At 36.8% G+C, this 12,317-nt stretch carries 13 protein-coding genes; all 13 read right to left on the bottom strand.

Annotated features, from left to right (window positions below):
* Nucleotides 1-30: 30 nt before the first annotated feature.
* The 13 genes from BN30_RS09145 to BN30_RS05315 all read right to left on the bottom strand — a co-directional run bounded on the left by BN30_RS09145 (nt 31) and on the right by BN30_RS05315 (nt 12,317).
* Nucleotides 31-756, bottom strand: a complete 726-nt coding sequence (locus BN30_RS09145) for an N-acetylmuramoyl-L-alanine amidase (RefSeq protein ID WP_019214490.1) — start codon at nt 754-756, stop codon at nt 31-33.
* Nucleotides 743-1,180, bottom strand: a complete 438-nt coding sequence (locus tag BN30_RS05370) for a hypothetical protein (RefSeq protein WP_019214489.1) — start codon at nt 1,178-1,180, stop codon at nt 743-745. The genes BN30_RS09145 and BN30_RS05370 overlap by 14 nt, the downstream gene beginning before the upstream one ends.
* Nucleotides 1,177-2,268, bottom strand: coding sequence for a reverse transcriptase domain-containing protein (locus BN30_RS09140; protein WP_019214488.1), 1,092 nt, complete (start codon nt 2,266-2,268; stop codon nt 1,177-1,179). Before BN30_RS09140 ends, BN30_RS05370 begins: the two co-directional genes overlap by 4 nt.
* A 271-nt stretch (nt 2,269-2,539) precedes the next feature.
* A complete protein-coding gene (gene avd / locus BN30_RS05360; protein ID WP_019214487.1) occupies nt 2,540-2,884 on the bottom strand; it encodes a diversity-generating retroelement protein Avd in 345 nt (114 codons plus the stop codon).
* 63 nt (nt 2,885-2,947) lie between these two features.
* Nucleotides 2,948-3,676, bottom strand: coding sequence for a hypothetical protein (locus BN30_RS09645; protein ID WP_019214486.1), 729 nt, complete (start codon nt 3,674-3,676; stop codon nt 2,948-2,950).
* A 3-nt stretch (nt 3,677-3,679) separates the two neighbouring features.
* A complete protein-coding gene (locus tag BN30_RS09640; RefSeq protein WP_019214485.1) occupies nt 3,680-5,692 on the bottom strand; it encodes a BppU family phage baseplate upper protein in 2,013 nt (670 codons plus the stop codon).
* Nucleotides 5,689-5,943: a hypothetical protein gene (locus BN30_RS05345; RefSeq protein WP_019214484.1), complete on the bottom strand. Its 255-nt coding sequence runs from the start codon at nt 5,941-5,943 to the stop codon at nt 5,689-5,691. Before BN30_RS05345 ends, BN30_RS09640 begins: the two co-directional genes overlap by 4 nt.
* A gap of 1 nt (nt 5,944) precedes the next feature.
* Entirely contained in the window at nt 5,945-8,323 is a 2,379-nt protein-coding gene (locus BN30_RS05340) for a phage tail spike protein (protein WP_019214483.1), read from the bottom strand.
* Nucleotides 8,320-9,048: a distal tail protein Dit gene (locus BN30_RS09125; RefSeq protein WP_019214482.1), complete on the bottom strand. Its 729-nt coding sequence runs from the start codon at nt 9,046-9,048 to the stop codon at nt 8,320-8,322. The genes BN30_RS05340 and BN30_RS09125 overlap by 4 nt, the downstream gene beginning before the upstream one ends.
* A gap of 9 nt (nt 9,049-9,057) precedes the next feature.
* The gene (locus BN30_RS05330; RefSeq protein ID WP_019214481.1) at nt 9,058-11,115 is read right to left on the bottom strand and encodes a phage tail protein; all 2,058 of its coding nucleotides are present in this window, start codon (nt 11,113-11,115) and stop codon (nt 9,058-9,060) included.
* Nucleotides 11,105-11,461 (bottom strand): DUF5361 domain-containing protein, encoded by a 357-nt coding sequence (locus BN30_RS05325; RefSeq protein WP_019214480.1) that lies wholly within the window; start codon nt 11,459-11,461, stop codon nt 11,105-11,107. The genes BN30_RS05330 and BN30_RS05325 overlap by 11 nt, the downstream gene beginning before the upstream one ends.
* Nucleotides 11,462-11,472: 11 nt before the next feature.
* Entirely contained in the window at nt 11,473-11,760 is a 288-nt protein-coding gene (locus BN30_RS05320; protein WP_019214479.1) for a hypothetical protein, read from the bottom strand.
* Complete coding sequence (locus tag BN30_RS05315; RefSeq protein ID WP_019214478.1) at nt 11,760-12,317, bottom strand: phage tail tube protein; 558 nt, start codon at nt 12,315-12,317, stop codon at nt 11,760-11,762. Before BN30_RS05315 ends, BN30_RS05320 begins: the two co-directional genes overlap by 1 nt.

The following is a 12,317-nucleotide window of genomic DNA, read 5'->3' as shown; positions in this document are numbered from 1 at the left end:
TGATCAGCGCGACGATCCATTTGCTAAACCTCATCTTACTACTATCTCTTTAGTATTTTGATTCCAGTCGACCTTGTAGCCAAGCTTCTCAAGCAGTTCCCTTGCTTGTACATAGTTATGTCCACCTATAAGCTTACCTTCAGCCTCAATCTTTTTGCCTTTAAAATCAAATTTAATTTTGTTCACAGTATCCCTTCCTTTCATCTCTTTTAAATCTTCTATTAACTTGTCCCATGGAAAATATTTACCAGGGCAGTTCGGTTTTTCCTTCGGCGCGACCTCGTAGTGACCTATTATATGCTCACGATCTATACTTATATCGTAGCCGTAAAGTCTCTTAACTGTATCAATGATGTAGCCATGCAGCCAAAGCGTCGCTTTGTATTGCGCATCAGTAAGTGCGCCTTCTCCCTCTTTGCAGCTAAATCCCTCATGTTCTATGGATATGGTAAATAGGTTTGCGTTTATTACTTTATCTTTAATTATATGGTTCGTGCTGCGTTTGTAATAGTATTTTTTTAACTTGCTACTTGACTGTGTACCATTGCACCACGCTGTATTTTGTATATCTACAAGCTGATAGATTTTACCTAGTCTAGTAACCACAAAGTGTGCAGATGCTTGCGACTTAGGATTGCAAAGCCAGCTTATGGATCCCATTGCGTAGCCCTCTGTGATGTGATTTACTATAATGATAGGCTTCTCGCCTTTACGTCCCTTAGTGTAGTTTTGACTATATTTTCTAATTATCTCCAAGTTTTTTCACCCCATCTCCACTTCTTATAGGCAGCGCCTCTACATCTGGTTTATACTTGTTTTTCACAATACCATTGCCGCCAACGAGTTCGTAGTTTCTACAGTTTTCTGCAAATATTTCATAGTCCTCATCACTTACATATTTTTGTCTCATAAACTTTGCGTGCTGATTCTTAATTTCTTGCTTCAAGTGAGTTCTGCTCCTGCGATTTGACAGCTCTATATAATCACTTAGTTTTGCGTCTAAGTTTGCGAGCTGTTCTTCATGCGCTTCAACGCGTTTGTTAATCTCTTCTTGCTTCTTTGCATTGTCGTGCATCCTGTCATTGTACTTTTTTAATTTAAAAAGCATGGTTGATACACCCCCTAGTGTTAGTACAATCGTGATTAGTTCTTGTACTGTTATTTTGTCTAAAATTGTCATATACTACCTTCTTTTTCTAGATTTTTTGTAATCAGCTTTAATTTGTGATCTTGCATTTCAATATATTCGCTTTTTTTTACGAGGCTTTTAATAAAGTTGTAGCTGCTTGCGTTATTCGCATGTCCGAGCCAAGAGTTTAGTATCTGCTCTATCTTTATAGATTTTACATTCTTATTCTTAACTAAGTTTGGTATAGCCTTAACCTTGCGCTTTATTTTCTTTTTACTTGCGTTTCTTAATAGTCTGTGCGTTGGATGTATTTTAAATCCTATCGCGTTGACTCCTTGGCCAAGTGGAAATATTTTACTTTTCTTACTATTTAATTCAAGATTAAGTTTGTCACTTATAAAAGTTTTGATCTGCTCTTTTGCCTTTCTTGCTTCCTCTTTATTTCTTACTATTATAATCATGTCATCCATGTACCTTACGTAAAATTTAAGGCGCAAGCTATGTTTTGCAAATTGGTCAACTTCATTTAGATAGATGTTCGAGGATAGTTGAGATAAAGTATTGCCGAGTGGCAGGCCTTTATCATCTATTTCAGATGCTGTATCGACCAATAGATCTAAGAGCCATAGTGTATCTTTGCACTTTATCTTTTTTCTAAAGAGTTTCTTTAATATATCTCTGTCTATAGTGTAGAAAAACTTTTTTATATCGAGTTTTACTATATAAGCCTCGTCTCCATACATCCACTTAGCTTTTCTCATAAACTTAGAAATTCTATCTACACATTTATGTGTGCCTTTGTTATCTATGCTGCCGTACGAGTCATAAATAAATGTTTTAAAGTATATTTGTTTTAGTATGTTATTTGTAGCGATTTGCACCACTTTATCTTTAAAACTAGGAGCATATATAAGTCTTTCTTTTGGTTCGAATACGTAAAAACTAGTGTAACCATCGTGTTTATAAGTTTTATTTTCTAGACTTTCTCTTAAAATTTTTAAATTGTATGTTTCGTCCTCGGCAAAAATTATTGCGTCTGGCGAATATTTATTTTTACCTAGTAGTACTTTTTTATATGCTAGATACAAATTATCTTCAGCTATTATCTTTTGGTATAGATTATTAAATTGTTTCGACAATTTTGATTTTCACTTCTTTCTTTAGAGTTACTAAACAAATTGACTTTGCTTATGTGTTTACACATGTCGTGAAGGAACCGCCCTCTCTTGAATCTATCAAGCCTTGTAGTAAAAACCTTAATCTTAACTATCTAATAAGCTTCATATAATCAGGACAGGGGCGCCAGCCGTAATTACTGTACGCATTGCCCGAGCTGTTGGCGTTCGCGTTAGACACGCAATTGTAGCCACGTATAGAGCGAAGAATATTTTGCAGGGCGGTCCCTAATTTTTATTTATTTAGTGTTGATTTGATATATCCAGAAAGCATCTTGCCTATTTCTGTAAGTTTTAAATCAATTTCTCTGTATTGCCCTATGCTTACATATTTTCTATCTCTAGCTAGCTTAATCATAAATTTTAATGCCTCTAAATCTGCTTCCGCTTCCTGCAAGTAGTATAATCTTTTTGATTTGACATAGTTTGCTTGTGAAATCACCCCATGCAAATTAAAAAGTTTTGATCTGATGTCGCTGCATAAGACATATTTTTCTGCTTTTGGGAAATTAATAAGCTTAGGATATATTTCAAGTGTAAATGTTTCCACTCTTTTTAACAGTTGTAATTCATTTTTCATTTTTGCCTACCTATTTTTAATCGGCTACTCGCGCTCTCGCGCGTATCCGCCGATGGTTAGAGTTTAGCCGACAATCTTAAGACAGGGGCGCCAGCCGTAATTACTGTACGCATTGCCCGAGCTGGCGGCGTTCGCGTAAGACACGCAATTGTAGCCACGTATAGAGCGACAGTTCTCAGCATATGTTGTTTCTTGGCACCATGTATATAAGTTGTTTGTGAGTAAATCTGCATCTGTATAGCCTATACCCCAGTTATCTGTTGGCGACTTGACATTATTTGAATATGCCCAGCTACTTGGCGCTTTTGTGTGTATTGGTAACATTAAAGCGTTCCACATTGATTGATAATTTGAAGTTCCATCATAGGGTTTATAAAAAGTCTTAGGATTTGGCTGTACGTCTTTGCCTATACCTCTTGGTATCATTACTTCATAGCTTTTGCCTTTAATTGTGACTTTTCTATTTCCGTAGACAGCGTTTGCAGCATTAATTTGATCCCATGAAATTGTGTGTCTATAAGGTTTTTTAGCCATCAAATAAACGTCGCCCTCGTATGCAAATTTAAGCCATGGCTCATTGCTATATTGACTAGTACCAGCTGTAATTCCGAGCATATTTGCTAGAGCATCTCCACTTATAAAATCATTTGATGCCACTTCTCCGAACCAACCAGCATCCATTGTGCCTTTGAGTAACTTTCTTTCACCTGGTGCTCCTATTTTGTCATCATATATATTTTTAGCTTTTAGATCTGTAAATCCATGAGCAATTAGTAAGTCATTTACATTCATTTTTTAGCTCCTTTCTAATTCTTTCTTATAGATAAAGTCATTGCTATCATAGAATAGCTTCCACGTTTTAGTGCTTTTAATTTGCTGATCTTGATATTCACTTAATTTTATCTTACTATATTTTGGTGCCTCTCCTATAAGCTCAGATTTATAAGCAAGTTCGCCATCAATTTTTCTATAATCAACAGCTTTATATATTTCATTGTCAAGGTTTAGACCAATTATAGATAATTCTTCTACTATGGAGCTATTTTCATTCCAGCGCTTCTTTTCTTCATCTGTTACAGTCCTGTGCGTGCTGTCACTACTAAGCTCTGATAAACTAGTTTTAATATCTGATTTATTAGCCTTGCTATTCCAAGTGTTTTTTTCAGTATCTGTTACTGTTCTGTGACTTGCGTCGTCTATCATTTCACTAAGCTTAGTCTTTATTTCTGTCTTGTCGGCTTTTAATGATAGCTTGTCGCTAATATGCTCATTCACGCTTCTCTCGAAACCTTCCATTTCTGATTCTAAATGGTCTATATAGTTATCAAATTCTACAATTTTATCTCTATATCCTTCAGTAAAATCAAGTGTACTAAGCCCTTTGCCTTTTATTTTGTCAACTTTGCTATTTAGTTTGTTGTTTAGGTCAATTGTCTTAGCGTATGGGCTTAGATCTATATTGCTTATGCTATTATCAACATAACTTGTCTTTGCATATCCTGTCAAATCCACCTCAGTACTGCCTATAAGTTCAAAAGCGCCATCTATCCATAAATATTCTAAATAAACGTTATTTGCCTTACCTTTTGCGTCCTTAACAAGATATATCACATCATCTTGTCCAGTACTTGGCAAAGTATCGACTACATCTTTCTTAAGCGTTTTAATCTTAGCCAGCGCTTCCTGCAGTTTTGGTTCTGTAATATATTTATTTAAATCGCCACTTACGATTATGTCTTTTAAACTTTGTTCAGCTGTCGCTGATTGACTAAGTAAATCTTGCAAAGTAGTTATACTTGTGTTTGCCTTTGTATCAGTATCTTTTAGCTTATTATCAGTAGTGTTGCCCTTAGTAGTTGATTCATCAAGCTTAGTCTTTGTTGTGTTCGCTCTATCAATGCTACCATCAAGATTTGTCTTCGCTGTATTTGCTTTACCGATACTCGCATCAAGATTTGTCTTGCTCTTATCAGCGTTTGTAATAGATGTTGCAAGGTTTTTATCAGCTGTATTTATCTTTGAGACTACATCTTGCCCAGTCTTAATCGATTGACCGAGCTTAGTATTTGTATCTATGCCTTGAGCTGTCTTTTCTTGCAAGGTGCTTTGTGTGTTTTTAGCTGTCGATATATTAGCTTGTAAGTTAGCGTTTGTCTTATTGCCTTGAGCAATGTTTGCTTTTAAGTCGTTATTCAATGTGTCAGCGCCTGTTCTAGTCGCTTCAAGTTTTGTGTATGTTTCGCTTGCACTTGCAGTAGATGTCTTAAGGTTTGCGTCCACTCCTTGAGCTGCACTCGTATTTGATACAAGCTCTTGATTGACTTTGCGTCCCTCATTGATGTGAGTGCTTAAGTTTGTATCAAGATTCTTACTTTCTTCAAAAGTCTTTTCGTAAGCCTTGATTAAGTCTAGCGCTTCTTGTATTTTGCTAAAGTCTACAAGTACGTTATTGCCTACTGTTGCGCCATTTTGTATTGATTCTTCTACGTGTAAATCAAATATCTGTGAGCCCACTTGTAAGCCTTGAGCATCATATAGTACAAACTGAGCCTTGTTTAATCCACTCTTTGTAAACTGCTCATTTACAGGCTTTACAATAAATTTATTACCGCTTATACTTGCTTCAACCTTAGTGACTTTCTTGTCATTTCCTACATAAAATTCAAGCTTATGTCCAGTAATATCAATAGCGTTGTCAAGCTCGTCTCTTACTTCAATTTCAAAAACTCTACCTGTATCTCCTTGAGTAGAAAATAATACTCCATTGAAGCTGTCATCAAATTTTAATTTCAACTTATGCTCAATCATATGCTAAGCTCCTCCACTTCGTCTGCTGGTTTGCCTACAAGCTTAACAAGTGCATCTTGCAAGTCTTTTTCTTTTTTCTTTAGCTCTTCAAATTCTTCCTTAATTCTCTTTGAGTTCCTTATTAAATCTTCTTTCCTATAGCCAATTCTTTCTATCTCTCTTTTTAGCTCAGCCTCAGATAAGGTATATATACTCGTTTCAGTTATTTCAACCTTATCATCAAGCTTTTTAATTTCCATAGTGTTTTCCATTTTAATAACCTCCATATCCAAGTAACGCTTGTATAAATATGCTTGCACTCACACGTCCTAGATCACTGTTGCTAATAGCTATCGTGTTCCAGCTTCCTATGCTTAAGTAATTTGCAATGTTTAAATCGTTTTGCGCTCTAGAAAAACTGTAAGAACCTGTCAAGCTACTAGTGATGTCTCTGCCATTGACCGAAATAGTATAGTTTGCGCTACCTCTCTTTGTGATAATGCCAAAAACAGGGTCATGCGTGTGTGCAGGTATTTCAAATCCATGCCTATGATTAGGTATATCAACTTTGTGGCTATGATCTCTAATTTCAATCGTGTGTTCATGTTTTCTAGTGTGCCAAAAAGGTTCAGTTTTACCAATGGTCTTACCTTCAAATCCCCAAACTGCAAGCGTTGTTTGTCCGCCGTCCACTTTTTCAAGCCCGTGCGTTGTATCATATACTCCACCACCACTACTAGTTGACGCATAATCACCACCACCGCTATCAGATGTAGAGTATTCACGCTTTGAGTATTCATTTCCTCTTTGATAAGCTCTAAAGTCGTCAATGTATATGTTTAAGCTTGCCTTATATATCCTCTTGGTTTCACGTGGTATATAGATGTGTAATTCCAAAGGATAGCCTCGGTCAACATTGTCAGTTTGAGAGTCTTGCCAAGATTGCAATATGCCCTCATCGTCTAAGACAATTATGTTGCCACTCTTGTCACTAAGCTTTAAACCATAGCGACCAGATGCCCAGTTGCCAAGCTGTACTCTTTCTCTTTGGTAATTATCTAAGACCTGCAAGCCTTTAGCCTGTGTAATCTTTACGTTATTATACATAACATCTTGCTTAACTACCTTGCCATCAAGTGTAGTTATCTTGCCGTCTACAAGCTTCAAATCATTTCTAACTTTGCCAGTTTCATCAACTATCTTGCCGTCAAGTATTTTAAACTGCTTGCCTAAGTCGCTGTCAAAAAAGTTGTTATTGACATTGATCTGTGCTGCATTTATCTTTGCATACTTACCAAGCGTACCAACCACTTCATCAGCGACTACACCGTCAGCAGTTAGAGCCGTTCTCCAATCCCAAGAGCCATCAGGCTTTTTGCTATTTGCTATCAAAATCTTACCAGCGCCCATATATACTACCTTTGTTGGCTCTTTGTCTATAGGCTTGTCAAAAGAGTAGTATCCAGCAGGTAAATTATATTTGTTGCCAATCTTTAAATCGTAATTGTATGCCGCATCATTAAAATAAGTTTCTGTGATCTCATCTCTCAAATCATCAAGATATTCATTAAAGACGCGAGTTTGAGTTTTTCTTTTTGCGTCCTCGGCCTTTATCCTTTCAGATGCGCTGCTTACTATTTTGTCCCCAAACTCAAAGTCCGTAACTTCATCTTTTAAGTAGTCTTTTTTAATCTTAAAGACCCTCGTTAGATAATTTATGCCGATGTCTTTGCGTCTAATTCCTACAATTTCTCCTAGTTCAACATCTTTTGCTATGCCCTTAGCCTTAAATTGTACTTTAGGCCTTGCATTTTCTTTTGTGTATTTATAAGTTGCCTCATACAGCTCATTTGCATCTTCTATGTCGCTAAACTCAACAACACCAAGCTTTGGGCTTCCATCAGGGTAACCATAAGCCTTAGTCGCTTCTATTAGCTCAGCATAATCTTTTCCTTCGTGATTAAACTTTAGCTTTTCTTTGTTTTCATTTTTAATCTTTTTGCCATTTGCGTCAGTAAGTTCTAAAGTCTTGCCTATGCCAATAAAGCCAGTATATAGATCATCAGTATTAGATTCAGCCGTAACACTAATAAGCTTATCTCCATAAACAAAGCTTCGTCCGTAGTTTCTACTTATCTCATCATAAAGATCGATCCTTTTGTTATAGATCCTGCCATCTTTAAAACTAATATTGAGCTTAAACTCGCAGTCCCATTTTTCTATGATCTCATAAAAGGCAGCTAGTGCAGATTTATTTTCAATCTCAAGACTTGCTATGCCCCTTGTAGAATTATTCCCCACATGCCAGCCACTATCCTTTAAAATCTTTTCAACAGCTAAAGCTGCACTCTCGTGCTCAACCTTGTTCTTGCGTATCACGCGTCCCTTTAAGTCATCAAAAAACATGTGTATGCCATCAAAAGTCAGCTTTCCATCCTCTTTACTTACACTTCTTATCCTGTAGATGCAAAAGTTTTTATTATCTTTTACACCAAAATACTTTGCTTCTTCAGCCTCTTTACTATATGCAAAACTTAAAGTTGAAGTAATCGTTCCTCCCAGTTCAAAGGCTGCCGTATTCTCCAGGATAATGGAGGGGGGTATATTTTTTATTAAGTTTAAATTTATATCAAATAAATATGCTCCTATCATAAAGCACGCTCCCTATACCTTATATTAAGCTTGCCAGCACTTGCTCTTATCTCATCTTCACTATAGATAGTAAACTCGTGATAATCGCTCTCAACAAAGTCTAAGTAGTGCAGGATATTCCTTCCATTAAGACTTATCATCTCACTAGTAATCTTAAGCTCATCGCCTTTGCTAATAGCACCATTAAGAATTATCTTCTGGCCATTACTAATATTTGTGATCACAAGCTTCTTACACTCTTCGCAAGATATATTCATCTCTTCAAGCTTTATAGGATACTTCTTGTATTTTAGACTTGGTATTTTACCGCTAGACTCCCTTATGCTCGAGTAGATAAATGGATCAGATGTGTGTATGATAAAAGACCCTACCCCAATGTTACTATCATAAGGTGGGTCTTCAATACTTGCTACTTGGCCATAGCGAAAGCCTTCCTCATCTCTGAATGAGAACTCGACTTCACCATCCGTCTGAATGAGCTCCGTAAGCCTTTTTATAAGCTTTAAAAATTCAGAGTTTCTCTTCGCCTGAACTAAAAAATATACCTTTATGTCCCTAGCAGGGTAAGCCTTGCTAATAAAATAGTCGCCATTTTTACCTGGTATATTTACAGACTCCAAACTAGGAGAGAAGAGCTGCCTTCCCTCCACATTTATCGTCATATAGCCTTTAAGGTATTTATCTAAATTTACATTGTTAAATGTTATTGCACAGTTGCTATACATATATACCTCCTAGTATGCAAGCTCAAGATCTATAGTCTTGTCTTGCTCATTTGATATAGACTCGACAAAAGCTTTAAAGCTCTTGCCGCCTATAGACAAATTTATGGCCATAGGCTTTGAAGAGCTAATCTCATCACTAGAAAAGTCATAAGCATCAAGAACACTCGATGCGAAAGTAATCTTCTTTGTAAAGTCATTTCCCATAGCGTCTTCAACGCTTCTCATAGCTCTTTCTACTGGAGATATATTATCTTCTACACCCTTAGCTAAGCCTAGCATAGTATTCTCTCCTATGCCAGCAAAGACTGTTGATGGTGAATGTATTCCTAGGAAGCCTTTAATTCCACCTACTATACCGTCAACAACACCTTTGACCTTTTTAGTAACCCAATCAGCAGCAGATTTGATTCCCTTCCATAAGCCTTCAAGTATATTCTTACCAATGTTAAACATCCCATCAACTAGACCAGTGAAAAAGCCTGTTATACTATCTATGATGCCTTTTATGAAAGTACATAGGCCATTCCAAACTTCTTCAGTCTTAGTTTTTACAGTATTCCACGCATCAGCTATCGCCTTGCCGATATTTTCAAATGTCGTCTTAATCTTATTCCAAACATTTTCAATTACCTTTTTAATCTCGCCCCAGTGTGTTATTACCAAAGCTACCAATGCACCAACAGCGACTCCTATAGCTATAAATGGATGTGCCATAATTAAACTAAACAGTCCACTTACAGCAGTTTTGACAGTGCCTAGTATGCCTGTAAACTTAGTAAATACACTTCCTACGCTCGTAACTATGCTTGATATAGCAAGAGATGTTTTTAAGCCTACAAAGCCGCCTATTAAAGCAGTAATTACAGGTGTTAAAATGTTGAACTTGTCATTTAGGTCTGTAAACCATTTAATAAGCTCACTAAGTGTAGTGCTTATGCCGCTTAAAGCATCACCCAATAATTGTATCCCAGTTTGTACAAATGGACTGCTTGCAATATCAGATATAGCTTGGACTATACTTGCTATAATATCGCCTATAGCTGTTAAAACTGTTTGAACGATGCCGCTTTGAAATATCGTCTCTATTGCTTGCCATGCAGTGCTTATAGTCGTCTGCATATTCTCAAAGGCAAGCTTTATACTGTCACCAAGTCCAGGTGCTAAATTATTTAAGCTTTCACAAACGATATTAAATACACTCTCAGCCATAGTCTTTGCCATCGGTAATAAATTCCCAAATACAAATGTTTTAACAGATTCGAGTAGATTGTTAAGACTTTGATCTATGTTTTGACCCAAGGCAATGTTGCCCAATAGGTCGGTAAAAGCCGACTTCATCATGTTAAACGAACCAGTAAATGTCGTAGCCGCTTCTTCGGCTGTAGTTCCAGTTATATTTAGTTCGCCTTGTATAACGTGTATCGCTTCGTATACATCTGATAAATTCGATATATCATAATGCACACCACTAACTTTTTCAGCTTCAGCTAAAAGCCTTTGCATTTCTTCTTTTGTTCCTGCAAAACCAAGTTTAAGGTTATCCAGCATCGTATAATTACCACGAGCGAAGCCTTGGTACGCATTTTGTATACTCTCAAGCGACGAACCCATTTTGTTGGCGTTGTCGCCCATATCAATCATCGCCATATTGGCAATATCTGCAGCTTTTTTAGTGTCGCCACCTACAGAAGATATGAGTCCAGCGCTAAATGATGTAACATTTTCCATATAGCTATTGGCACTCATACCTACAGTTTTAAAGGCCTCAGATGCATTCTTCTTTACAATTTCAGCAGCCTTTGAAGTTTTTGTGTCAAATAAAGTCTCTATACCGCCAAGTGACTGTTCAAGGTTTGCTCCTTCTGCAAATGCTGTGCCAATAATCTTTCCTATACCTAGTGCAGATACACCCTTAACTATTGTGCTTTTTAATGAGCTCATCATGCTAGTGCCACCAGCTATACCAGCAGAGCCAGCCTCATCACTTACTATCTTTCTAAGCTCACCAGATATGCCCTTTGCCGATGGAATTATCTGCACATACGCTTTACCTAATTCACTTGCCATTTATTATTTCCTTTCTCTTTCTCATAAAGTCCTCACTCGTGTAAAAGACTTGATTCTTATCCTCAGTTTTATTGATCATATCTAATATCATCTTTGGACGATTGCGATTGTGTTTAGCGTCCTTAGTTTGAGCGTAAAGTAATAAACTTAATCTATCGTGTATGCCAGCTAAAAGTAAAGTATCGTTCTTTATTTTTGACTTACTCATTTTAAGCTTAATTCTTGCCTCGTCTCTTAAGCCACACGCTAAAGTAGCTAAATTTAAAAGGCCTATACTTTCCCATTCGTATAGGCCGTAATATTCAGCTAGATCACAATAAAGCGCATCTTCATCAAGTCTTATCATGTAAGTGAGGACTAAGATTTTTTTAGCTTTACATTCTTGAATATCTCTGCAACTTCAAGCTGAAGTTTGTCAACTGGCACTGTTCCATCTTTTTCTCTTAAGTGATTCATAAGCTTAAGCTTGCCCTCATCTCCAAGAAGTAGTGTAATAACTTTAGATATTAAAAGAGGATTTGCTTCGGTTTCGTACAGTGCGTCTAGGAGTTCAAAATTGTTTAACTTGCTATAGCTTATTGAGTACTTAAAGCCGCTCTCTGTAGTCCCGTCAATACCCTTAATCTTCTTTTTTACTTCAGCCATTATTTTTCACCGCCAAAGATGTATTCGTAGTGTTGATTGCCATCTTTATCAGCTAGTGCTTCGATAGTTATTTCATATCCTACAGCATCATCATCAGTGTATTCAATATCGCCTACATCTGTGATAACAGCTTTAGGTATAACTATTCTCTTTAAAATGTCATTCTTTAGTATCATCTCTACAACATAGCTACGAGCTTCAGCTGGATCCGCATTTACTTTTAGTTTGATTCCAGTTTTAAGGTCTCCTTCTACGTTGTTCTTGCCATATACAGTCTTTAGTACGTCTACATTAGTTGTCTCTATAAGTTTAAAAGTGAAAGTATCAGGCTTTCCTTTAGATATTACTAGGACTGTATCTCCGCCCCAGGCAGGTATTTTGTCAGATTCTGGACTGTTGGAGTTTGACAATCCATCTTCAGAGATATATCCTAAAGATACTAAACTTGTGTCTAGATCGCTCTTAGCGTCGTTTGGTAGTGTAGCAGTAGTTTCTCCAACATATATTGCTCCACCAAACTTAGGCTTTGCCCAGCTTACATTGTTTGCATTACTCAA

Origin of the sequence: Fenollaria massiliensis, from assembly GCF_000312505.2 — a bacterium.
Lineage (GTDB): Bacteria > Bacillota > Clostridia > Tissierellales > Peptoniphilaceae > Fenollaria > Fenollaria massiliensis.
The sequence above is the reverse complement of the archived record's forward strand: the minus strand, read 5'-3'. Positions and strand labels throughout refer to the sequence as shown.